Annotated in this window: 13 protein-coding genes; 11 read left to right on the forward strand and 2 right to left on the reverse strand. The window is 71.1% G+C overall.

Annotated elements, in window-relative coordinates; genetic code table 11:
* Positions 1–71 precede the first annotated feature (71 nt).
* The 5 genes from OG550_RS28035 (at position 72) to OG550_RS28055 (ending at position 4,887) form a co-directional block, all read left to right on the forward strand.
* Entirely contained in the window at positions 72–1,289 is a 1,218-nt protein-coding gene (locus OG550_RS28035; RefSeq protein ID WP_327682129.1) for a cytochrome P450, read from the forward strand.
* A 172-nt stretch (positions 1,290–1,461) separates the two neighbouring features.
* Positions 1,462–2,349 (forward strand): 3-hydroxyacyl-CoA dehydrogenase family protein, encoded by an 888-nt coding sequence (locus tag OG550_RS28040; RefSeq protein WP_327682131.1) that lies wholly within the window; start codon positions 1,462–1,464, stop codon positions 2,347–2,349.
* Positions 2,346–2,648 carry an acyl carrier protein gene (locus OG550_RS28045; protein WP_327682132.1) on the forward strand — a complete coding sequence of 101 codons (303 nt, stop codon included), beginning with the start codon at positions 2,346–2,348 and terminating at the stop codon, positions 2,646–2,648. Before OG550_RS28040 ends, OG550_RS28045 begins: the two co-directional genes overlap by 4 nt.
* A gap of 13 nt (positions 2,649–2,661) precedes the next feature.
* On the forward strand, positions 2,662–3,756 hold the full coding sequence (locus tag OG550_RS28050; RefSeq protein ID WP_327684205.1) for an acyl-CoA dehydrogenase family protein: 1,095 nt from the start codon (positions 2,662–2,664) through the stop codon (positions 3,754–3,756).
* Between the two features lie 48 nt (positions 3,757–3,804).
* The gene (locus OG550_RS28055; protein ID WP_327682134.1) at positions 3,805–4,887 is read left to right on the forward strand and encodes an HAD-IIIC family phosphatase; all 1,083 of its coding nucleotides are present in this window, start codon (positions 3,805–3,807) and stop codon (positions 4,885–4,887) included.
* 120 nt (positions 4,888–5,007) lie between these two features.
* Here OG550_RS28055 and OG550_RS28060 read toward each other — a convergent pair whose 3' ends face one another.
* Together OG550_RS28060 and OG550_RS28065 are read right to left on the reverse strand one after the other, a co-directional pair.
* Positions 5,008–5,676, reverse strand: coding sequence for an O-methyltransferase (locus OG550_RS28060; RefSeq protein ID WP_327682136.1), 669 nt, complete (start codon positions 5,674–5,676; stop codon positions 5,008–5,010).
* A gap of 270 nt (positions 5,677–5,946) precedes the next feature.
* On the reverse strand, positions 5,947–6,171 hold the full coding sequence (locus OG550_RS28065) for a DUF5988 family protein (protein WP_327682138.1): 225 nt from the start codon (positions 6,169–6,171) through the stop codon (positions 5,947–5,949).
* A gap of 223 nt (positions 6,172–6,394) precedes the next feature.
* On the opposite strand from OG550_RS28065, the gene OG550_RS28070 reads away from it, so the two are divergent.
* From OG550_RS28070 to OG550_RS28095, 6 genes are all read left to right on the forward strand, one after another.
* Positions 6,395–7,156: a thioesterase II family protein gene (locus OG550_RS28070; RefSeq protein ID WP_327682140.1), complete on the forward strand. Its 762-nt coding sequence runs from the start codon at positions 6,395–6,397 to the stop codon at positions 7,154–7,156.
* A gap of 137 nt (positions 7,157–7,293) precedes the next feature.
* The gene (locus tag OG550_RS28075; RefSeq protein ID WP_327682142.1) at positions 7,294–8,550 is read left to right on the forward strand and encodes a cytochrome P450; all 1,257 of its coding nucleotides are present in this window, start codon (positions 7,294–7,296) and stop codon (positions 8,548–8,550) included.
* Positions 8,551–8,631: 81 nt separating this feature from the next.
* Complete coding sequence (gene ccrA, locus OG550_RS28080; protein WP_327682144.1) at positions 8,632–9,993, forward strand: crotonyl-CoA carboxylase/reductase; 1,362 nt, start codon at positions 8,632–8,634, stop codon at positions 9,991–9,993.
* Positions 9,994–10,000: 7 nt separating this feature from the next.
* The gene (locus tag OG550_RS28085) at positions 10,001–10,912 is read left to right on the forward strand and encodes a 3-hydroxybutyryl-CoA dehydrogenase (RefSeq protein ID WP_327682146.1); all 912 of its coding nucleotides are present in this window, start codon (positions 10,001–10,003) and stop codon (positions 10,910–10,912) included.
* Positions 10,913–11,213: 301 nt separating this feature from the next.
* Positions 11,214–11,708: an NlmOI gene (locus OG550_RS28090; RefSeq protein WP_327682148.1), complete on the forward strand. Its 495-nt coding sequence runs from the start codon at positions 11,214–11,216 to the stop codon at positions 11,706–11,708.
* Positions 11,709–11,850: 142 nt separating this feature from the next.
* On the forward strand, positions 11,851–24,648 hold the full coding sequence (locus OG550_RS28095; protein WP_327682150.1) for a type I polyketide synthase: 12,798 nt from the start codon (positions 11,851–11,853) through the stop codon (positions 24,646–24,648).
* The last annotated feature ends 12 nt before the right edge of the window (positions 24,649–24,660 follow it).

Consider the following 24,660-nt stretch of genomic DNA (forward strand, 5'->3'; position numbering starts at 1 on the left):
CCGTGTGATTCCCCCCGCGGGGGTTGCCGCAATGGGCGGCAAAGCTTTGGGAAAACCATGGGAAGGTTGCTATGGCAGAGCAGGAACTGAATCGGGACGAGATCTCCCCGATGCCGCCGTCCGTGCAGAACGGCTCGGCCGAGCTGCTGGCCTGGTTGAAGCGGATGCGGCAGGACCAGCCGGTCTACCGCGACCCGGTCGGGATCTACCACGTCTTCCGTTACAAGGACGTCCAGCAGGTCACGCTGGACCCGCAGACGTTCTCCTCCGACTCGGCCACCGTCATTCCGGGCGTCCCCGCCGAGCTGACCAGCGGCATGCTCTCGGTGACCGACCCGCCGGCGCACGCCAAGCTGCGCAAGATCGCCGGTCAGGCGTTCTCGCCCAAGCGGATCAAGGACCTGGAGCCGCGGGTCGTCGAGATCACCGAGCAGCTCCTGGCGGACCTGCCGGCCGCCGAGTTCGACTTCGTCGACCTCTTCAGCCACCCGCAGCCGGCCCTGGTCATCGCCGAGCTGCTCGGCATCCCGCGCGAGGACGTCCCCAAGTTCCGTGCGTGGGACGAGAAGCTGCTCGCCACCCAGGTTCCGGACCGCAACAACGAGGCCGAGATGGCCGCCGCGGCGGAGGTCGCCATGGGCGGCGGCGCCTTCGGTGAGCTCAAGGCCTACATGCTGGAGCTGTGCGGGAAGCGCCGGGCCCAGGCCGAGGACGACTTCATCAGCGCGCTGGTCCACGCCGAGGTCGACGGCGAGCGGCTGGGCGACAACGAGGCGGCCAACCTCTGCATCCAGCTCCTGCTCGCGGGGCACGTCAGCACGACCGCGGTCCTCGGCCACCTGCTCCTGGCCCTCGACGGCAACCCGGAGGTCGCGGCCGAGCTGCGGGCCGACCGCGAGCTGATCCCGGCGGCGATCGAGGAGCTGCTGCGGCACCAGCCGCCCGCCCCCAAGTTCGCCCGTTTCACCACGGTCGACACCGAGGTCGCCGGAGTCGCCATTCCGGCGAAGAGCGTCGTCATGGTGTGGGTGCTGTCGGCCAACCACGACGAGCAGGTGTTCACCGAGCCGGACAGCTTCGACATCCACCGGACCCCCAACAAGCACGTGGCGTTCGGTCACGGAATCCACTTCTGCTTCGGCTCCGCGCTGGCCCGTATCGAGATCCGGACCGCCCTGGAAATGCTGTTCGACAAGTTCGATGACATCCGGGTCGCCCCGGAAGCGCAGATCGAGTACTACGAGTCCGAGATGTTCGCCGTGAAGCGGATTCCGCTCCTCGCGAGCTGATCCGGTCGCCTCGGTCGAAATCGGCGGGCGCCGGAACGGTGCCCGTCCGAAACGGCACACCCGTGGAGTGGCGAGCGTTCGAACGGCGCCCGCCTGAAACGGCGCGCCACGCCCGCCGGGCCCCTTTCCCGGGCCCGGCGGGCGGCCGGAACGTCAAGTCGAGGAGTGGATCATGACCACCGTGGAGAATTCGGCGCACGACGGCGGGGCGGCACACCGGCTCGCTGTCCTGGGTGCCGGTGTGATGGGTGTGGGAATCACGACGCTGGCCCTCGCCCGCGGGATTCCCGTCATTCTCGTGGACGTGGACGGGGCGAAACTCGACGAGGCCCGGGCGAGGATCTCCCAGGAGCTTCGGATGGCCCGGCTGATGGGTGTCCTGCCGCCGGACGGAGCGGTCGGGGAGCTCGTCACCGCGACGGCCCTCGACGCGGTCGCCGGAGCGACGGCCGTGATCGAGGCGGTCACCGAGGCCAGGGACCTCAAGGCGGAGGTCCTGGCCGGCGTCTCGGCGGTGGTGCGGCCGGGGACCCCGCTGGTCTCCAACACGTCGTCGATCCCGATCGACGAGTTGGCGGGCTTCGTGCCGCGCCCGGCGGAGCTGATCGGCACGCACTTCATGAACCCGCCCTACCTGATCCGCACCGTGGAGGTCATCCGCGGTGCGCGCACCGGGGAGGCCACGATGGCCGGGGTCCGGTCGCTGCTGGACGCGCTCGGCCGCAAGGGCGTCGTGGTGCGCGACGCGCCGGGCTTCGTGACCAGCCGTCTGCTGCACCCGATGATCAACGACGCGGCCAAGGTCGTGCAGGCGGGCACCGCGACGGCCGAGGCCGTCGACGCCCTGATGCAGGACTGCCTGGGCCACGCCACCGGGCCGCTGCGCACCGCGGACCTGATCGGGCTGGACAACCTCGTGGACTCCCTGTGGGTGCTCCACGAGCGCACCGGGGACGAGGGTGCCCGCCCCTGTGACCTGTTGCTGGAAATGGTTCGAGCGGGCGACCACGGTCGCAAGTCGGGCCGTGGCTTCTACGAGTACGAGGAGGTACGGCCGTGACCGTATCGAACGACCGGTCGACCGACACCGCAGCCGGGGGCGCCGGCTCCATCGAGGCGGACCTGCTGAGCTACCTGGAGGCCAGGACCAAGAAGTCCTGGGAGCCGGAGCTCGACCTCTTCGCCGCCGGCGGACTGTCCTCGCTCTTCGCGATGGAGCTCGTCGTCCACCTGGAGAAGACCTTCGGCATCTCGATCGGCGGTGCGGACCTGCGGCTGGACAACTTCCGCACGGTCAGGCAGATGGGCGAACTGGTACGCCGGCTCCAGGCGTCCGCCTCCGGAGCCGGCGGTGAGTGAGTCGCTCGCCGACATGTCCGCCACGCTCACCGGACTGGTGGGCGACCGGGCGGACGACTGGGACAGGACCGGACTGCTGCCGGTGGACCTGCTCCGCAAGCTCGGTGCCATGGGCTACCTCTGTGCGGAGGTGCCGACCCAGTACGGCGGCCTGGGTCTGAGCAGCGGAACGAGTGGTGAGTTCACGGCTCATGCCGGGAGCCTGTGCAGCTCGCTGCGCAGCGTGATGACCTCGCAGGGCATGGCGGCCTGGACGATCCAGCGCTTCGGCACCGCGCGGCAGAAGGCCGACCACCTCGGCAGGCTGACGACGGGGCAGCTGGCCGCGGTCGCCTTCAGCGAGCCGGACGCCGGCAGCGACCTGTCGGCGATGACCACCACGATCCGGCTGGAGGGCGACGAGGTCGTCCTGGACGGGCAGAAGGTCTGGATCACCGCCGCGCACTACGCCGACCACATCGTGGTCTTCGGGCGTCACGAGGACGGCGCCGCCGCCGTCGTGGTGCCCGTCACCACCCCCGGCGTCACGGTGGAGCGGATCGCGGACCCGCTCGGCTGCCGTGCCGCGGGCCATGCACGGGTGAGCCTGGTGGACGTCAGGCTGCCCGCGGAGAGCGTGCTCGGTGGGGCGGGTGTCGGCCTTCCGCTGCCGCTGCTGGTGACCGCGGCGCTGGCCTACGGCCGGATGTCGGTGGCCTGGGGGTGTGTCGGCATCCTGCGGGCCTGTCTGGCCGCCACCGCCGGCCACGCCAGGACCAGGGAGCAGTTCGGCCGGCCCCTGGGGCGGCACCAGCTCGTGGCGGGCCGGCTGGCGGAACTGCTGGCCTCCGAGCAGGTCGCCACCCGGATGTGCGAGCACGCCAGCCGCTGCTGGGACGACGGCCTGCCGGACATGGTCATCGCCACGGTCCTGGCCAAGCACGTCAGCGCCGGACACGCGGCCCGCGGGGCCGCCTCGGCGGTCCAGATCATGGCCTCGGCGGGCGCGCAGGACGGGAACGTGGTGGCCAGGGCGTACCGGGACGCCAAGTTGATGGAGATCATCGAGGGCAGCAACGAGATGTGCCAGCTGATGCTGGCCGACCACGTCCTGACCGCCGCGCCGTGAGACTTCGACGGCGACGGCGACACCGATACGGGGGAGGAGACGGTTCCAGTGGGTGACAAGAGCGCCGACGGCACGCCGGTGACGGTGAAGTGCCTCGTGTGGGACCTGGACAACACGCTGTGGCGGGGCACGCTGCTGGAGGACGGCGAGGTCTCCCTGCCGGACTCGGTGCGCGAGGTGATCGTCGAACTGGACGCCCGGGGCGTCCTCCAGTCGGTGGCCAGCAAGAACGACCACGAGCCGGCCTGGAGCAGGCTGGAGGAGCTGGGCCTCGCCGAGTACTTCGTCCTGCCGCAGATCGGCTGGGGCCGGAAGTCGGACTCGGTGGCACGGATCGCCGAGCAGCTCAACTTCGCCCAGCGCACCATCGCGTTCGTCGACGACCAGCCGGCGGAGCGTGCGGAGGTCGTCTTCCACCTCCCCGAGGTGCGGTGCTACGCCGCCGAGCAGGTGGACGAGCTGCTGAAACTCCCGGAGTTCGACCCCGGGACCCGGACGGTCGACTCGGCCCGGCGCCGGGAGATGTACCAGGCGGGCTTCCGGCGGGAGGCCGAGCGCAGTGAGTTCAACGGCCCGGACGAGGAGTTCCTGCGCTCGCTGGAACTCGTGCTGGGCATCACCCGGGCCACCCCGGACGACCTGGCCCGGGTCGAGGAACTCACCCTGCGGACCAGCCAGATGAACGCCACCGGCGTCCACTACTCGGATCGGGCGCTGCACGGTCTGCTGGCCGATCCGAAGCACGAGGTGCTGGTGACCACGCTCACCGACCGCTTCGGCCCGCACGGCGCCGTGGGGGTGCTCCTGCTGGAGAAGCACGCCTCCGTGTGGCACCTGAAGCTGCTCGCGACCTCCTGCCGGGTCGTCTCCTTCGGGGCCGGCGCGACCATCCTCAACTGGCTCGCGGACCAGGCCGCGCAGGCGGGTGCCCACCTCGCGGCCGACTTCCGGCGTACGGACCGCAACAGGATGATGGAGATCGCCTACCGCTTCGCCGGGTTCGACGACCGGCCGTGCGCCTGCCGCGCGGAGCTCGCGGCCCCCGGGGCGGAGATCCAGCTGCTGCACCTGGAGCCGGCCAGGCAGCCGGCGTCCCCGACGATCAGGGTGGACGCACCGGACCTGGTGTAGACCCGCCGGGCGGCCGGGTGCCGGATGTGAGAGGGGGACCGCTGGGAGCCGCGCACCGCGGCTCCCAGCGGTCCCCTCCGCCGTCGGGCGTACCCGGGGGGGCGGGGGTGCCGCTCCGGCTCAGACGCCCTTCTTGTGGGCGAGCGTGATGCCGTCCGCCATCACCAGCATGCTGATCTCCACCCGGTCGTCCGCGTGCAGCAGGGTGTTCAGCTCGCGCACCCCCTGAGTGTCCGCGTCCTGCGCGTCGGGGTCGGTGACCCGGCCGAAGAAGAGCGTGTTGTCCACGATGATCAGGCCGCCGGGCCGGAGCAGCGCGAGCGACGCCTCGTAATACGCCGGGTAATTCACCTTGTCGGCGTCTATGAAGACCAGGTCGAAACTCTCCGCTCCCTTTTCCGCGAGCAGTTTCCCCAGGGTTTCGACGGCTGTGCCGACACGCACCTCGATGCGGTCCGAAACGCCTGCCCGCTTCCAGTAGTCGGCTCCGATGGCGGGCCACTTCTCACTGATGTCGAGCGTGACGAGGCGGCCGTCGGCCGGCAGGGCGCGTGCCATGCAGAGCGTGCTGTAACCGGTGAAGGTGCCGATCTCCAGCACCGACTTCGCCTTCACCAACCCGACCAGCAGGCCCAGGAGTTGGCCTTCCTCGGCCATGACCTGCATGGCCTCGCCGGCCGGGAGCGCCGCGGTCTCCCGGCGAAGTTCCGCAAGGATGTCGTCGTCGCGGACCGAAATGTTCCGCACATAGCTGAGCAGATCTGACGTGGCATTGATTTGAGTGGCCATGGAAGCAAAGTCTAGATCCGTCGGACGCTCCGGTGCCATCGTTCGGCCCGGCTGATCGACGAATCCGGAGACCGGTCGCCGCACCGTTTCGGCGAACCCGCCCCTGAAGGGTGTCGGAACTCCGACCGGGCCGTCGGCCCGGGTGCTCCGCGTGCAGTCGGGCGGTGCCCGTACGCGGGGGAGGTCCCGGCCGCCGGGCCGCCACGAGGGGCCGGCCGGGGGACCGTCCCCCCGCCGCCCGCGGCTCCCGGCCGGGCGGGCCGCGGAGCGCTACTCGGCGACGTAGGTGCGTCCGGTCCAGACGTAGACCCGGTGGGCGCGGCCCTCGCGCACCTCGTTCTCGGCGGTGGGCTCGTAGTGGTCGTAGTAGTTCCCCTGAAATACCTTCAATTTCTCCGTCGACTCCTCGACATACCGGTATTCCGGCTGGGCGGATATGTCCTGGGGGCCGCCGCGCAGCAGTGCATTGGGCCTCTCGGTGGATGTCAAAGCCAATCCTCCTCGATTCAGAGAACACTCGCATGACCGGGCATGTCAGGTGCCGAGCATAACCGTCGCCCGCAGGGCGGTGAACCCCTATGGCAGCCCCCTAGGAGGGCCGTCGGGTGAGGGGTTGCGAGTCTCGGGATCCGGTGGAAATCCTGACGGGTGACCTTGTGCGCGGCCTATCGGGCCGCCGAGTGGACAGGGTTCGCAGCAGAGGGGAATCGACGCGAGTATGACCGAGGCAGCTGAACACGATCTTTGGCTCAGGCGATATCACCCGGCCGGGCGGAGCAAGGTGCGATTGGTCTGCTTCCCGCACGCAGGCGGATCGGCGAGTTTCTACTTCCCCGTCTCGGCCGCGCTCTCGCCGGGGATCGACGTGCTGGCCGTGCAGTACCCCGGCCGGCAGGACCGGCGGCTGGAGCCCTGCACCGACGACATCCCCGCGATGGCCGACCGGATCTTCCGGGCCACGGACATCTGGGCCGACGGGCCGCTCGCCCTCTTCGGGCACAGCATGGGCGCGATCCTCGCCTTCGAGGTCGCCCGGAGGATCGAGCGCGAGCTCGGAGTGGCGCCCGTCCGCCTGTTCGCCTCGGGGCGGCGGGCCCCGTCGTGCACCCGGGACGAGACGGTGCACCTCAGGGACGACGACGGCATCGTGCGGGAGCTGCAGCTCCTGAGCGGGACCGACGCCCGGGTCCTCGGGGACGAGGAACTGCTGCGCATGGTCCTCCCGGCGCTCCGCAACGACTACCGGGCGATCGAGACCTACCGCGGCGACGACGGCGCCGCCGTCTCCTGCCCCGTGACGGTCCTGACCGGCGACGCCGACCCCAGGACCTCGATGGACGAGGCCCTGGCCTGGCGCGGTCACACGACGGGGGAGTTCGACCTGGAGGTGTTCCCCGGCGGGCACTTCTTCCTCGCGGCACGGCAGGAGGCCGTCCTGAAGGCGATCGGGGAGCGGCTCGTTCCGGCGACGGTCTCCTGACCCCCCACCCGGGCCGGGGCCTTTCGGCCTGTTTCGCCCAGGGGGACGGGTGTCCATCTGAGGGGTGTTCATAGGGGTGGGCGCGTGGATAGCCTGCCGACGCCATGGGCCCATGCAGTGAAAGGTGAATCGGGTAAATGACCGACTTGGAAACCAACTCTGAAATGGACTTCCCGATCATTCGGACGTGTCCGTTCCAGCCGCCGGCCGAGTACGCGGAGATCCGCGCAAAGCGGGCCCCGGTCCGCGCGAGGATCTACAACGGCAATCTGATCTGGGTGATCACGGATTACGAGGATGCGCGTGCTGTTCTACTGGATCATAAGAACTTCAGCTCGGACATCACGAACCCGGCCTACCCGCTCTACACCGCGATCATGGAAGGTACGCGGAACTTTCCGACGCTTCCGACCATGGATCCGCCGCAGCACACCGCCTTCCGCAAGACGCTGATCAGCGAGTTCTCGGTGCGCCGCGCCAACGAGCTGCGCCCCGGGATCCAGAAGCACGCCGACGAGCTGATCGACGCCATGCTGGCCGGCGAGCGCCCGGTGGACCTGGGCGCGGCCTTCGCGACCCCGTTGATCGAGCGGGTGACCTGCGAGCTGCTCGGCATGTCGAGTGCCGACATGCAGGCCGCGGTGGCCCAGAGCGTCGGCGCGCTGATGCAGCAGCAGATGGCGGCCGTGCAGGAGAGCGGCGTCGCACCGGACCCGATCGCGCAGGCCCAGGCGGCAGTGGGCTTTCAGTTCGTCGCGATGCACCAGTACTTCGCCCGGGTGGTCGCCGAGAAGTCGGAACAGCCGGGCGACGACATGCTCAGCCGGCTGATCACCAGGTTCGTCGAGCCCGGCGAGCTGACCCGGGACCAGCTCGCCAACCTGGCGTTCGTGGTCTTCGTCGCCGGAGTGGCCCCCACGACGTCGATGGTCAACATCGGCACGGCGACGCTGCTGGACGACCCCGAGCAGCTCGCCGTCGTGAAGAGCGGCCCGGGGGCGGTCCCCGGTGCCGTGGAGGAGCTCCTGCGCTACCTCAGCGTCCTCGACCTCCTGCCCCGGGTGGCGGCGGCCGACGTCGAGATCGGCGGCACGCTGATCCGCAAGGGGGAAGGCGTCATCGTCCCCAACGCGGCGGCCAACCGCGACGAGCGGGTCTTCGCCGACCCGGACAAGCTGGACGTCACCCGCCCGACCGCCCGGCAGCACATCGCCTTCGGTCACGGCATCCACCAGTGCATCGGCATGAACGTCGCCCGGGTGCAGCTGGAGATCGCCTTCGAGACCCTGTTCCGCAGGATCCCCGACCTGCGGCTCGCCGTCCCGATCGAGGAAGTCCGGCCGGCCATGCCGTCGCCGCTGCCGGAGCTGAACCAGCTACTGGTGACCTGGTAGTCCCGGGCTCCACGGAGAGGTGCCGTCGTGCCGGGCGGGTCGAACCGGAGGCCGCCCGGCACGCGGACGGAAAGGGTACTGATGAGTTCCATGGTTGAAGCGGTCCTCGCGGGGGCTTCGCCCGCCGAGCTGGAGCGTGCCGAGCTGCCGCGGGAGTACACCGCGGCCTACCTCCGCGTCGAGGACGTGGACATGTTCCGGGGCGTCGCCGACAAGGACGTGCGGAAGTCGCTGCGCGTCGGCCCCGTCGCGATGCCCGAACTGGCCCCCGACGAGGTCGTCGTCGCGGTGATGGCCAGCGCGCTGAACTACAACACCGTGTGGTCGGCGATGTTCTCGCCGCTGCCGACCTTCCAGTTCCTCAAGCAGTACGCGCGGCAGGGCGGGTGGGCGGCCCGGCACGACCTGCCCTACCAGGTGGTCGGCTCGGACGGCTCCGGTGTGATCGTACGGGTCGGCTCCGGGGTCAGGCGCTGGAGCGTGGGTGACCACGTGGTGCTGAATCCGGTCCACGTGGACGACCAGGAGCCCGCCGTCCACGCCGACGGGATGATCGGGACGGAGATGCGGGCCTGGGGCTTCGAGACCAACTTCGGCGGCCTCGCCCAGTTCACGGTGGTGCGGGCCAGCCAGCTGCTCGCCAAGCCCGCCCATCTCACCTGGGAGGAGGCCGCGTCCAACCTCCTGTGCGCCGGCACCGCCTACCGCATGCTGATCAGCGACCGGGGCGCCCGGATCAAGCAGGGCGACGTCGTGCTGATCTGGGGGGCGGCCGGCGGGCTCGGCGGCTACGCGATCCAGTTCGTGAAGAACGCCGGCGGGATCGCGGTGGGCGTCGTCGGATCGGAGGGCAAGGCGGACGCCGCCCGCGCGCTGGGCTGCGACGTGGTGGTCAACCGCGAGGAGATCGGTCTCACCAACGGCGTCGACCCCGGTCCCGAGGAGGTGATCGCCATCGGCAAGCGACTCGGCGGGATCATCCGCAGGGAGGTCGGCGAGGACCCGCACGTCGTGTTCGAGCACGTGGGGCAGGCGACCTTCGGCATCTCCGTCTTCGTGGTCCGCCGTGGCGGCTCCGTGGTGACCTGCGGCTCCAGCACGGGCTACCAGCACCAGTTCGACAACCGCTACCTCTGGATGAAGCTGAAGCGGGTGATCGGCAGTCACGCCGCCAACTACCAGGAGATGTGGGAGACCAACCGGCTGATCGGGATGGGAAGGATCATGCCGATGCTGTCCACCGTCTACCCGCTCAGCGAGGTGGCCGAGGCGACCCGCCTCGTCCAGACCAACCGGCACCTGGGCAAGGTGGGCGTGCTCTGCCTGGCTCCCGAGGCCGGACTCGGCGTGACCGACCCCGGGCTGAGGCAGCGGATCGGGGCCGACCGCGTCTCCCCGCTTCGTCCGTTCGCGGCCGGCGGCCCCGGCGCACTCGCGGGTTGAGTGACGGATGAACGCTCAAGGTGCCACGCGGACCGGTCCGGGGCCCGATGAGTGGGCCGCCGACGAGATCACCAGGGTCGGCGTCGTCGGCTGCGGCACGATGGGTGCCGGATTCGCGGAGACCTGTGCCCTGGCCGGCCTCGACGTCCTGGTGGCCGTGCCCGGCGAGGACTCCGCGGCCCGCGGCAGGGCCAGGCTGGTGCGTTCCCTCGACCACGGCGTCCGCAAGGGAAGGGTCGCCGAATCCGAGCGGGAGGAGGTCCTCTCGCGGGTCGCGTTCACCATCGACCTGGCAGGACTGGGCGACCGCCAGCTGGTCCTGGAGGCCGTGCCCGAACGGGAGGAGGCCAAGCGGGAGGTCTTCGGCGTGCTCGGCAAGGTCGTCGGGGACCCGTCGGCGATCCTCGCCTCGACCACGTCGTCGATCCCGATCGTGAACCTCGCCCGGGGGACCGACCGCGCCTCACAGGTGGTCGGGGTGCACTTCTTCAATCCCGTCACGGTACTTCCGCTGGTCGAACTGACCGGCTCCCTGCTGACGGCGGGATCGGTCCTCGACCGGGCCGAGGTGTTCGTCTCCGGCGTGCTCGGCAAGCGCGTCATCCGGTCCGCGGACCGGGCCGGGTTCGTGGTCAACGCCCTCCTCGTCCCGTACCTCCTCGCGGCGGTCCGGATGGTCGAGTCCGGGTTCGCCGACGCCGAGGACATCGACGCCGGGATGACCCTGGGGTGCGCCCATCCGATGGGGCCGCTGGCCCTCGCCGATCACGTCGGCCTGGACACGCTGGCCGCCGTCGGCCAGGCGATGTACGAGGAGTTCCACGAGCCCCTCTACGCGCCCCCGCCGCTGCTCTCCCGCATGGTCGCGGGCGGACTGCTGGGCCGGAAGACCGGCCAGGGCTTCTACCGCCACGGGTGACGGCGCCGAGCCGTCCGCCCTCGGGGACCTGCGCGTGGCGCACGACGGACCACGGGACCTTCGAGGGCGTCCGCCCGCGTGAGCGGCGGACGCGGCCCGGGCCGGCCCCCGGCACCGCGCAGCCCCTACCCCGGGGCCCCTGACCCGGGTACGGGTCCCGGCTTGCCCCTAACGTCGCCGGCGTTCCTTGCCGGTGCCGCGAACCCGTGGCTACGTTCGTCGAAAGTCCAGGCTGATCAGGCCTGTTGAGAGATTCGCCCGGCACACCGCCACCCCCCTCACCTACCACTGGAGCCGATCGATGAGCACGCAGGAGACCGAGCCGACCGCAGCCCAGGAGTTCGCCGTGCCGGTCTCGGACCGGATGAGCGACCTGGACTTCCTGCTCGGCGAGTTCCGTGTCGAGTACACCAACCTCGTCGCCGACCCGCCGGCCACCGGTACGGCGGCCTGGACGACGCGGTCGGTCTACAACGGCCACGTCTACGAACTGCTGCAGAGCGTTCCCGAGCACGGCATCGAGGGCCGTTGGATCTTCGGCTGGAGCGCCTCGACCTCGTCCTTCTACGGCCTGTACCACGACAACTGGGGCAACCACTCCACCCCTTCCGCCAAGGGGTGGGACGAGGACGGACGCATCCGCTTCGTCGGTGACTGCTTCGGCTTCGGTCAGCAGTTCGTCACCAAGGAGGAGTTCGAGGTCGTCGACGAGGACCACTTCGTCAAGCGGAGCTTCGCCCAGCAGGGCGACGTCTGGGTGCCGTCGGACGTGATCCACGCCTACCGGGTCAAGTGACCGCCGCACTCTCCGGAACGCATCACCGAGCCAGAACGGGCACGGCCACGGCCGGCCCTCCGACGGGCCGCTCCTGACCGGTCGGACTCCACCCCGCCGCGGGCGGGTCGCCGCCGCACCCTGGATGAGCAAAGGAAAGCACATGACGATTGGGTCCGAAGTCCGCGCGGCAGCAGTCCAGCCCGCGGCCGCCGAGCCGATCGCCGTGGTCGGCATGGCCTGCCGGCTTCCGGGGGCGGCGGACGTCCGTGAGTTCGCCGCACTGCTCACCGGCGGCGTCGACGCCGTCACCGACGTGCCGGAGGAGCGCCGCTCGGGACTCCCCGCCGGCGGTCCCTCCGCGGGCACCCCCGCCCGCGGGGGGTTCCTCGACGGAGTGGACCGCTTCGACGCGGCCTTCTTCGGAATCTCGCCGCGTGAGGCCGCGGCGATGGACCCGCAGCAGCGCCTGGTGCTCGAACTGGCCTGGGAGTCCTTCGAGGACGCGGGGATGCCCCCGGGCCGCTTCCGCGCGCGCCGGGTCGGCGTCTTCGTCGGGGCCATCGCCGACGACTACGCCGCCCTGGTCCACGCCAGGGGAGAGGGAGCCTTCACCCCTCACACCGCCACCGGGCTCCAGCGCGGCATCATCGCCAACCGGGTCTCCTACGCGCTCGGCCTGCGGGGCCCGAGCCTCACCGTGGACTCCGGCCAGTCGTCGTCGCTGGTCGCCGTGCACCTCGCGGCCGAGAGCCTGCGCCGCGGAGAGTGTGAAGTGGCGCTCGCCGGCGGTGTGCACCTCAATCTCGCTCCCGAGGGCAACCTCGCCATCTCGAAGCTCGGCGCCCTCTCCCCCGACGGCCGTTGCTTCACGTTCGATGCCCGGGCCAACGGCTTCGTTCGGGGAGAGGGCGGCGCCGTCATCGTGCTGAAGCCGCTGTCCGCGGCCCTGGCCGACGGCGACACCGTGTACTGCCTCCTGGCCGGGAGCGCGGTCAACAACGACGGTGGCGGCGCCAACCTGACGGCCCCCGAGCAGCGGGCCCAGGAGGAGGTCCTGCGGCTCGCCTACGAACGGGCCGGCATAGCACCGTCCGACGTCGCCTACGTCGAACTGCACGGCACCGGCACGCCCTTGGGCGATCCGATCGAGGCCGCGGCGCTGGGTGCCGTGCTCGGCCGGGCCCGCCGGACCGGGTCACCGCTGCCGGTCGGCTCGGTCAAGACCAACATCGGGCACCTGGAGGGTGCCGCCGGCATCGCGGGCCTGGTGAAGACGGCCCTGTGCCTGCGTAGCGGCGTGCTGGTGCCGAGCCTCAACTTCGAGACCCCGAACCCGGCCGCCTCGCTGGAGGAGGCGAACCTGCGGGTGCAGGTGGGGCTCGAACCGATGGGCGGGTCCGGCACGCGGAGTGCCGCGGGCGTCAGCTCGTTCGGGATGGGCGGCACCAACTGCCATGTGGTCCTGTCCAGGTGGGTGCCGGACCGGGAGACGGAGGGCCTTCGGGGCGATGGCGGCGCCGGCGGTGCCTCGCCGGTCCTCGATGCGTCTCCGACGCCCTGGTTGCTGTCCGCCCGGAGCGAGGCTGCCCTGCGCGGGCAGGCCGCGCGACTGGCCGAATCGATCGACGCGGGCACGCTGAACCGTGGGGCCGTCGCCGGGTCGGCCGATGTGGCGTGGTCGCTCGCCGTGTCGCGGGCGGCGTTCGAGCATCGGGCGGTGGTGTTGGGGGGTGGTGTGGAGGAGTTGGTGGAGGGTGTGCGGGTGGTGGCGGCGGGTGGTGGTGGTGCGGGTGTGGTGCGGGGTGTGGTGGGTGGGGGTTCGCGGGTGGTGTTGGTGTTTCCGGGGCAGGGGTCGCAGTGGGTGGGGATGGGGCGGGAGTTGTGGGGTTCGTCGGTGGTGTTCGGGGAGTCGATGGCGGCGTGTGAGCGCGCTCTGGCGCCGTTCGTGGACTGGTCGTTGCGGGATGTGGTCGAGGCGGGTGAGGGGGATCCGCGGTGGGGGCGGGTGGATGTGGTGCAGCCGGTGTTGTGGGCGGTGATGGTGTCGTTGGCGGCGTTGTGGCGGTCGTCGGGTGTGGTGCCGGCGGCGGTGGTGGGGCATTCGCAGGGTGAGGTGGCGGCTGCGGTGGTGGCGGGCGGGTTGTCGTTGGAGGACGGTGCGCGGGTGGTGGCGGTGCGTTCGCGTCTGGTGGCGGCACGGCTGTCGGGGCTGGGCGGGATGGTGTCGGTGTCCGCACCGCTCGCGGTGGTCGAGGGCCTGCTCGCGGCGTTCGGCGGCGAGGTGTCGGTCGCGGCGGTCAACGGCCCGTCCTCGGTGGTCGTCTCCGGCGGGACCGCAGGGCTGGAGGCACTCCTCGCCGACTGCGAGGCGAACGGCGTACGGGCGCGGCGGATCGCGGTGGACTACGCCTCGCACTCCGCACAGGTCGAGGCGCTGGAGGCCGAGCTGCTGGAGGCCTTGGCACCGGTACGCCCGGTGTCGTCGTCGGTGGCGTTCTACTCGACGGTCACCGGGGAGGGCATCGACACGGCGGTGATGGACGCCGGCTACTGGTACCGCAACCTGCGTCAGACCGTCCGCTTCGAGTCGGTGGTGCGGGGGTTGGTGGAGCAGGGGTACGGCGTCTTCGCGGAGATGAGTCCTCATCCGGTGCTGACCGTCGCCGTCCAGGAGTGCGCCGACGAGACCGGGCGGGACGTCGCGGCCCTCTGCTCGCTACGGCGCGGCGAGGGCGGCCCGGCGCGCTTCCTGACGTCCCTGGCCGAGGCCCACGTTCGCGGAGTCGAGATCGATTGGGCGCTGGTGCTCGGCGGCCGGAACGCGCGCCGGATCGACCTCCCCACCTACGCGTTCCAGCGTCGCAGCCACTGGCTGGCACCCGCGACCCGGTCGGCGGGGACCGGGCCCGTGGCCGGGCCGGCGACGGCCGACGACCCCGCGGAAGCCGCCGAGCCGGAAGCGGCCGCCGACGCGTTCGCGCTGCTGCGCCGAAGCCTGCTCGACCAGCCGACCGCCGAACAACGGCGGACGTGTCTCGACCTGGTCTGCGCCGAGGCCGCGTCGGTGCTCGGGTACCGGCGAGCGGCCGACATCGCGCCCGCACTGACCTTCCGTGATCTGGGCTTCGACTCGACCACCGCGGTGGAACTGCGCAACAGGGTCGGCGCGGTGCTCGGCCGCAAGCTCCCCAGCACCCTCCTCTTCGACCACCCCAGCCCGACCGCGGTCGCCGACCATCTGCGGGACCTGCTGCTGGGTGCGGAGGAGCACCGGCCGGTGCCGATCGCGGCGGCGGCCGACGGAGACCCGATCGTGATCGTCGCGATGGGCTGCCGCCTGCCCGGCGGTGTCACCACGCCCGAGCAGTTGTGGCAGCTGCTGGTGGAGGAGGGCGACGCGATCTCCGGATTCCCCGGCGACCGCGGATGGGACCTGGAGGATCTCGCCCGCCCTGTCGGCGAGGACGGCACGTCGATCCCGCAGTCCGGTGGATTCCTCTACGACGCGGCGGAGTTCGACGCGTCGTTCTTCGGGATCTCGCCGCGTGAGGCGGCCGCGATGGATCCGCAGCAGCGGTTGCTGCTGGAGTCGTCGTGGGAGGCGATCGAGCGGGCCGGCGTCGACCCGACCTCGCTGAGGGGCGAGCAGGTCGGCGTGTTCGTCGGCGCCATGGCACAGGAGTACGGCCCGCAGCTCTACCAGCGCTCCGATGAGGCACAGGGGTATCTGCTGACGGGCAAGTCGTCCAGTGTCGCGTCGGGGCGGTTGTCGTACGCGCTGGGGTTGGAGGGTCCGGCGGTGACGGTGGACACGGCGTGTTCGTCGTCGCTGGTGGCGCTGCACCTGGCGGCCCAGTCGTTGCGGGCGGGTGAGTGCTCGTTGGCGTTGGCGGCGGGTGTGACGGTGATGTCGTCGCCGGGGATCTTCGTGGAGTTCAGTCGGCAGAACGGGTTGGCGCCGGACGGTCGGTGCAAGGCGTTCGCCGCGGGGGCGGATGGTACGGGGTGGGCCGAGGGTGTCGGTGTGGTGGTGTTGGAGCGGTTGTCGGATGCGCGACGCAAGGGGCATCCGGTGTTGGCGGTGGTGCGGGGCAGTGCGGTGAATCAGGACGGTGCGTCGAACGGTCTGACGGCGCCGAACGGTCCGTCGCAGCAGCGGGTGATCCGGCAGGCGTTGGCGAGTGCGGGGTTGTCGTCGTCCGAGGTGGACGTGGTGGAGGCGCACGGGACGGGGACGACGCTGGGTGACCCGATCGAGGCGCAGGCGCTGCTGGCCGCCTACGGCCAGGGCCGCTCCGCTGGACGGCCTTTGTGGTTGGGGTCGTTGAAGTCGAACGTGGGTCACACGCAGGCGGCGGCCGGCGTGGCCGGTGTGATCAAGATGGTGTTGGCGATGCGGCAGGGGGTCCTGCCGAGGACGTTGCACGTGGACGAGCCCTCGCCGTTCGTGGACTGGTCGGCGGGCGCGGTGGAGCTGCTGACGGAGGCCCGGGAGTGGCCGGAGACGGGTGCCCCGCGCCGGGCCGGCGTCTCGTCGTTCGGTATCAGCGGGACCAACGCGCACATGATCCTGGAGCAGGCTCCGGTGGATGAGCCTCTGCCGGTTGAGGAGTCGGATGACGGCGGGGCGTTGCGGGTTGTTGCCCCGTTCGCGTCGGTCAGTCCGCCGTGGGTGATCTCGGGTGAGACCGAGGCGGCGTTGCGGGCGCAGGCGGGGCGGTTGGTGGAGGCGTTGGCGGGGTCGGATGTCCGGCCGGTGGATGTGGCGTTCTCGCTGGTGTCCTCGCGTGCGGCGCTGGGGTATCGGGCGGTGGTGTTGGGGGGTGGTGTGGAGGAGTTGGTGGAGGGTGTGCGGGTGGTGGCGGCCGGTGGTGGTGGTGCGGGTGTGGTGCGGGGTGTGGTGGAGGGGGGTTCGCGGGTGGTGTTGGTGTTTCCGGGTCAGGGGTCGCAGTGGGTGGGGATGGGGCGGGAGTTGTGGGGTTCGTCGGTGGTGTTCGGCGAGTCGATGGCGGCGTGTGAGGGTGCTCTGGCGCCTTTTGTGGACTGGTCGTTGCGGGATGTGGTCGAGGCGGGTGAGGGGGATCCGCGGTGGGGGCGGGTGGATGTGGTGCAGCCGGTGTTGTGGGCGGTGATGGTGTCGTTGGCGGCGTTGTGGCGGTCTTTGGGTGTGGTGCCGGCGGCGGTGGTGGGGCATTCGCAGGGTGAGGTGGCGGCTGCGGTGGTGGCGGGCGGGTTGTCGTTGGAGGACGGTGCGCGGGTGGTGGCGGTGCGTTCGCGTCTGGTGGCGGCACGGCTGTCGGGGCTGGGCGGGATGGTGTCGGTGTCGGCGCCGCTCGCGGTGGTCGAGGGGTTGTTGGCGGGGGCCGGCGGTGAGGTGTCGGTCGCGGCGGTCAACGGCCCGTCCTCGGTGGTCGTCTCCGGCGGGACGGCAGGGCTGGAGGCACTCCTCGCCGACTGCGAAACAAACGGTGTGCGGGCACGGCGGATCGCGGTGGACTACGCCTCGCACTCGGCGCAGGTCGAGGCGCTGGAGGCCGAGCTGTTGGAGGCGTTGGCGCCGGTGCGGCCGGTGTCGTCGTCGGTGGCGTTCTACTCGACGGTGACCGGGGAGGGCATCGACACGGCGGTGATGGACGCCGGTTACTGGTATCGCAACCTGCGCGAGACGGTTCGGTTCGAGTCGGTGGTGCGGGGGTTGGTGGAGCAGGGGTACGGCGTCTTCGCGGAGATGAGTCCTCATCCGGTGCTGACCGTCGCCGTCCAGGAGACGGCTGAGCGGTCGGACGGCGAGGTGGCGACGCTGGGTTCGTTGCGGCGGGGTGAGGGCGGAGTCGAGCGGTTCCTGACCTCCCTCGCGGAGGCCTATGTCCGCGGCGTCACCGTCGACTGGTCGCGGCTCTTCGTGGGTCTCGATGTGAGTCGGGTGGATCTGCCGACGTATGCGTTCCAGCGGGAGCGGTTCTGGTTGGAGACGTCGGGGCTCGGTGGTGTCGGCGCTGACGTCGGTGGTGGGGAGGGTGATGGTGGGTTCTGGGATGTGGTGGGGCGGGGTGATGTGGGTGAGTTGGCGGGGTTGTTGGGTGTGGGTGGTGGTGGGGTTGATCTGGGGTCGTTGGGTGCGGTGATGCCGGTGTTGTCGTCGTGGCGGGAGCGTTCGCGGGAGTCGGCGGTGGTGGATGGTTGGCGGTATCGGGTGGTGTGGCGTCCGGTGTCGGCGGGTGCGGGTGCGGTTGGTGGGTCGGGTGGGTCGGTGGTGGGTTCGGGTGTGTGGTTGGTGGTGGTGGGTTCGGGTGTGGTGGATGGGGGTTGGGGTGCTGCGGTGGTGGAGGGTTTGGCGGGGTGTGGTGTCGGGGTGAGGTCGGTGGTGGTGGAGGCGGGTGCGGGGCGGGATGTGGTGGCGGGGTTGGTGCGGGGTGTGGTGGCCGAGGTGGGTGAGGTGGCGGGTGTGGTGTCGTTGTTGGGGTTGGATGAGCGGTCGGTGGTGGGGCTTTCGGGTGTGTCGGTGGGGTTGGCGTCGTCGTTGGTGTTGGTGCAGGCGTTGGTGGATGTGGGTGTGGGTGGGCGGTTGTGGTGTGTGACGCGGGATGCGGTGGTGGCTGGTGGTGGGGATCGGGGTGTGGGTGCGGTGCAGGGGTTGGTGTGGGGGTTCGGTCGGGTGGTGGGGTTGGAGCATCCGGGGTTGTGGGGTGGGTTGGTGGATGTGTCGGGGGAGGCGGATGCGCGGTCGGTGGGGTTGTTGGTGGGTGTGTTGGGTGGTGGTGAGGATCAGGTGGTGGTGCGTTCGGGTGGGGTGTCGGTGCGTCGGGTGGTGCGGGCGGCGGGGTCGGTCGGTGCCGGTGGTGCTGGTGCCGGTGCTGGTGCTGGTGCTGGTTGGGGTGTGCGGGGGACGGTGTTGGTGACGGGTGGTACGGGTGCGTTGGGTGGTCATGTGGCGCGGTGGGTCGCGGCGCGGGGTGCGGAGCATGTGGTGGTGACGAGTCGGCGTGGGCGTTCGGCGCCGGGGGCGGTGGAGTTGGAGGCGGAGCTGGCGGCGTCGGGTGTCCGGGTGACGGTCGCGGCGTGTGATGTCGCCGATCGGGAGGCGTTGCGGTCGTTGCTGGACTCGCTGCCCGAGGAGTACCCGCTCACCACCGTCATCCACGCGGCCGGAGTGCTCGGGGACGGCCTGGTGGACGCGATGGACCCGTCCGCCCTGGAGGAGGCGCTGCGCCCGAAGGTGGCCGCGGCCCTCAACCTCCATGAGCTCACGAAGGATTGTGAGCTCGACGCGTTCGTCCTGTTCTCCTCGATCATGGGTGTCTGGGGGAACCGCGGTCAGGCGGCCTATGCCGCGGCCAACACCTTCCTGGACGCACTCGCCGAGCAACGGCGGGCGCAGGGCCTTCCGGCCACGGCTGTCGCTTGGGGCGCATGGGACGGCGGTCTGGTCGGGCCGGAGGAGAAGGAGCGGCTCCGTCGCCAGGGAATCGCGGTCATGGCGCCCGAGCGGGGGCTGAGCGCGCTGGAGGAGGCGCTGCGGGACGGCCGGCCCAGTGTGACCGTGGCCGACGTGGACTGGGAGCGGTTCATCTCGTTCTTCACGGCGACCCGTGAGTCCTCGCTCTTCGACGACCTGCCGGAGGTCGGCAGGATCAAGGACGGGTCCGCCCGTTCGGAGCGTGACGGGGTACCCGCGCTGCCGCTGGCCCAGCGGATCATCGGCCTGCCGGAGCCGGAGCAGGAGCGCCAGCTGCTGGAGATCGTCCGGCGCAGTGCGGCGGACGTGCTCGCCCACGCGACCCCGAGCGCCATCGGGCCCGACAGGTCGTTCAAGGCGATGGGCTTCGATTCGATGACCGCGGTCGATCTGCGCAACCGGCTCAACGCCGCGACCGGCCTGCGGCTCGCCACGACACTGGCCTTCGACCACCCGACCCCGGCCGCGGTGAGCCGGCTGGTGCGCAGGGAACTGCTCGGTCTGCCGATCGCCACGGTGGAGGCGTCGGCGGGGTCCCCCGCGGCGGACGACGGTGACCCGATCGTGATCGTCGCGATGGGCTGCCGCCTGCCCGGCGGTGTCACCACGCCGGAGGAACTCTGGCAGCTGCTCGTCGACGAGCGCGACGTGATCGGCGGCCTGCCGGCCAACCGCGGCTGGGACGTCGACGGACTCTACGACCCGGAACCCGGCCGACCCGGCAAGTCCTACACGCGGGAAGGCGGATTCCTCTACGAGGCCGACGAGTTCGACGCGTCGTTCTTCGGGATCTCGCCGCGTGAGGCGGCCGCGATGGATCCGCAGCAGCGGTTGCTGCTGGAGTCGTCGTGGGAGGCGATCGAGCGGGCCGGCGTCGACCCGACCTCGCTGCACGGCAGTCCGACCGGTGTGTTCGTCGGTATCGCCTACCAGGACTACGCATCCCGGCTCCACGAGGCCCCCGAGGGCTACGAGGGGTATCTGCTGACGGGCAAGTCGTCCAGTGTCGCGTCGGGGCGGTTGTCGTACGCGCTGGGGTTGGAGGGTCCGGCGGTGACGGTGGACACCGCGTGTTCGTCGTCGCTGGTGGCGCTGCACCTGGCGGCCCAGGCGCTGCGCAACGGTGAGTGTTCGTTGGCGTTGGCGGCGGGTGTGACGGTGATGTCGTCGCCGGGGATCTTCGTGGAGTTCAGTCGGCAGAACGGGTTGGCGCCGGACGGTCGGTGCAAGGCGTTCGCCGCGGGGGCGGATGGTACGGGGTGGGCCGAGGGTGTCGGTGTGGTGGTGTTGGAGCGGTTGTCGGATGCGCGGCGCAAGGGGCATCCGGTGTTGGCGGTGGTGCGGGGTTCGGCGGTGAATCAGGACGGTGCGTCGAACGGTCTGACGGCGCCGAACGGTCCGTCGCAGCAGCGGGTGATCCGGCAGGCGTTGGCGAGTGCGGGGTTGTCGTCCGCCGAGGTGGACGTGGTGGAGGCGCACGGGACGGGGACGACGCTGGGTGACCCGATCGAGGCGCAGGCGCTGCTGGCCGCCTACGGCCAGGACCGGCAGGACGGCCGTCCGCTCTGGCTGGGGTCCCTGAAGTCGAACATCGGCCACACCCAGGCGGCGGCCGGTGTGGCCGGTGTGATCAAGATGGTGTTGGCGATGCGGCGGGGGGTCCTGCCGAGGACGTTGCACGTGGACGAGCCCTCGCCGTTCGTGGACTGGTCGGCGGGCGCGGTGGAGCTGCTGACGGAGGCCCGGGAGTGGCCGGCGGGTGAAGAGCCCCGTCGCGCGGGCGTGTCGGCTTTCGGGGTCAGCGGGACCAATGTCCACGTGATCCTTGAGGAGGCGTCGGGCGAGTCGGCGGCGGTGGTGGCGGACGAGTCCGCACCGGTGGCGCTGGGTGGCGGGTTGGTGCCCTGGGTGGTGTCGGGGCGGAGCGAGGCGGCCTTGCGGGAGCAGGCCGCGCGACTGGCCGAGTCGGTCGGCGTCGGCGCGTCGGAGGGCGCGGCCGAGCTCGGGCCGGTGGACGTGGCGTTCTCGCTGGCGTCCTCGCGGGCGGCGTTCGAGCATCGGGCGGTGGTGTTGGGGGGTGGTGTGGAGGAGTTGGTGGAGGGTGTGCGGGCGGTGGCGGCGGGTGGTGGTGGTGCGGGTGTGGTGCGGGGTGTGGTGGAGGGGGGTTCGCGGGTGGTGTTGGTGTTTCCGGGGCAGGGGTCGCAGTGGGTGGGGATGGGGCGGGAGTTGTGGGGTTCGTCGGTGGTGTTCGGTGAGTCGATGGCGGCGTGTGAGCGTGCTCTGGCGCCGTTCGTGGACTGGTCGTTGCGGGATGTGGTGGAGGCGGGTGAGGGGGATCCCCGCTGGGGGCGGGTGGACGTGGTGCAGCCGGTGTTGTGGGCGGTGATGGTGTCGTTGGCGGCGTTGTGGCGGTCGTCGGGCGTGGAGCCGGCGGCGGTGGTGGGGCATTCGCAGGGTGAGGTGGCGGCTGCGGTGGTGGCGGGTGGGTTGTCGTTGGAGGACGGTGCGCGGGTGGTGGCGGTGCGTTCGCGTCTGGTGGCGGCACGGCTGTCGGGGCTGGGCGGGATGGTGTCGGTGTCCGCACCGCTCACGGTGGTCGAGGGCTTGCTCGCGGCGTTCGGCGGCGAGGTGTCGGTCGCGGCGGTCAACGGCCCGTCCTCGGTGGTCGTCTCCGGCGGGACGGCAGCGCTGGAGGCACTCCTCGCGGACTGCGAAACAAACGGCGTACGGGCACGGCGGATCGCGGTGGACTACGCCTCGCACTCCGCACAGGTCGAGGCGCTGGAGGCCGAGCTGCTGGAGGCGCTGGCACCGGTACGCCCGGTGTCGTCGTCGGTGGCGTTCTACTCGACGGTCACCGGGGAGGGCATCGACACGGCGGTGATGGACGCCGGCTACTGGTACCGCAACCTGCGCCAGACCGTCCGCTTCGAGGCGGTGGTACGGGGGTTGCTGGAATCCGGGCACGGTGTGTTCATCGAGGCCAGTCCGCACCCCGTGCTGACCGTCGGCGTCCAGGAGAGCATCGACGCCGCCGGGACCGATGCGGCGGATCAGGCGGTCGTGGTCGGCACCCTGCGCCGGGACGACGGCGGGACCGCGCGGCTGCTCGACTCGCTGGCCCGGGCGTTCGTGGCCGGGGTCGAGGTGGACTGGGTGTCGGTGCTGGGCGGGCGTGGCGGTCGGCGGGTGGATCTGCCGACGTATGCGTTCCAGCGGGAGCGGTTCTGGTTGGAGACGTCGGGGCTCGGTGGTGTCGGTGCTGACGTCGTTGGTGGGGAGGGTGATGGTGGGTTCTGGGATGTGGTGGGGCGGGGTGATGTGGGTGAGTTGGCGGGGTTGTTGGGTGTGGGTGGTGGTGGGGTTGATCTGGGGTCGTTGGGTGCGGTGATGCCGGTGTTGTCGTCGTGGCGGGAGCGTTCGCGGGAGTCGGCGGTGGTGGATGGTTGGCGGTATCGGGTGGTGTGGCGTCCGGTGTCGGCGGGTGCGGGTGCGGGTGCGGGTGCGGGTGCGGGTGCGGTTGGTGGGTCGGGTGGGTCGGTGGTGGGTTCGGGTGTGTGGTTGGTGGTGGTGGGTTCGGGTGTGGTGGATGGGGGTTGGGGTGCTGCGGTGGTGGAGGGTTTGGCGGGGTGTGGTGTCGGGGTGAGGTCGGTGGTGGTGGAGGCGGGTGCGGGGCGGGATGTGGTGGCGGGGTTGGTGCGGGGTGTGGTGGCCGAGGTGGGTGAGGTGGCGGGTGTGGTGTCGTTGTTGGGGTTGGATGAGCGGTCGGTGGTGGGGCTTTCGGGTGTGTCGGTGGGGTTGGCGTCGTCGTTGGTGTTGGTGCAGGCGTTGGTGGATGTGGGTGTGGGTGGGCGGTTGTGGTGTGTGACGCGGGATGCGGTGGTGGCTGGTGGTGGGGATCGGGGTGTGGGTGCGGTGCAGGGGTTGGTGTGGGGGTTCGGTCGGGTGGTGGGGTTGGAGCATCCGGGGTTGTGGGGTGGGTTGGTGGATGTGTCGGGGGAGGCGGATGCGCGGTCGGTGGGGTTGTTGGTGGGTGTGTTGGGTGGTGGTGAGGATCAGGTGGTGGTGCGTTCGGGTGGGGTGTCGGTGCGTCGGGTGGTGCGGGCGGTTGGGTCGGTCGGCGCCGGTGGTGCTGGTGCTGGTGCTGGTGCTGGTTGGGGTGTGCGGGGGACGGTGTTGGTGACGGGTGGTACGGGTGCGTTGGGTGGTCATGTGGCGCGGTGGGTCGCGGCGCGGGGTGCGGAGCATGTGGTGGTGACGAGTCGGCGTGGGCGTTCGGCGCCGGGGGCGGTGGAGTTGGAGGCGGAGCTGGCGGCGTCGGGTGTCCGGGGGACGGTCGCGGCGTGTGATGTCGCCGATCGGGAGGCGTTGCGGTCGTTGCTGGACTCGCTGCCCGAGGAGTACCCGCTCACCACCGTCATCCACCTGGCCGGTGTCACCAGGCTGGCGCCGGTCACCGGGACCGATGCGGCGCACTACGCCGAGACCTTCGGTGCCAAGGTGGCGGGAGCCGCCAACATCGATGCCCTGGTCGACGACTACGGGGTCGAGAACGTGGTGTTCTTCTCGTCCATCGCCGGTGTCTGGGGCAGCGGCGACCATGCGGCGTACGCGGCGGGCAACGCCTACCTGGACGTGCTCGCGGAACAGCGCCGGCAGCGCGGGGTACCGGCCACGACGGTGGCCTGGGGGGTTTGGGGCGGTGCGGCGCCGGACGACACGGCCAGTGTGCCGGAGGGCGTGGACGTCGACCGCCTGCGCCGCCAGGGTCTGCCGCTGATCGCCCCGGACCGGGCGTTCGAGGCGCTGCAGCAGGCCCTGGTGGACGGCGAGACGTTCATCGCCGTCGCGGACGTCGACTGGGAGCGTTTCGTTCCGGTCTTCACCTCGGCGCGGCCGACCCCGCTCTTCGACGAGATCCCGGAGGCCGGTCTGCACAGGGCCGTCGAGTCCTCCGGCGGCGAGGCGGCCGGCGCCCGGGCGCCGCTCGCCGAGCGGCTGACCGGGATGTCCGCGGCCGAGCAGGACCGGGTTCTCCTGGAACTGGTCAGGTCCGAGGTGGCCGCGGTGCTGGGGCACACCGGCATCGACGGTGTCCAGCCGGGCCGGAGCTTCAAGGAGCTCGGATTCGATTCGCTGACGGCGGTCGAACTGCGCAACCGGCTCACCACCTCGGCCGGGGTCCGGCTGCCGGCGACGCTGGTGTTCGACCACCCGTCACCGAAGGCCGTGGTCGCCGTCCTGGGCGCCGAGCTGTTCCCGGGCGGCGCCGCGTCGACCGCGGATTCGCTGCTGGAGGAGCTGGGCCGGTTCGAGGAGGGACTCGCCGCACTCGCGGCGGACAGCGTGACACGTGACCGGATCCTCGGGCGGCTCAGGTCGATCCTCAGGCAGGCGGGCGGTGCTCAGCCGTCGCAGGGGGAGCCGGACCCGGCGGAACTCCGGTCGGCCTCCGACGAGGAGATGTTCAGCTTTATCGGCAGGGAGTTCGGAATCTCCTGATTCCGCCGTGAT

This window comes from Kitasatospora sp. NBC_00458, assembly GCF_036013975.1.
In the GTDB taxonomy this organism is placed as follows: domain Bacteria; phylum Actinomycetota; class Actinomycetes; order Streptomycetales; family Streptomycetaceae; genus Kitasatospora.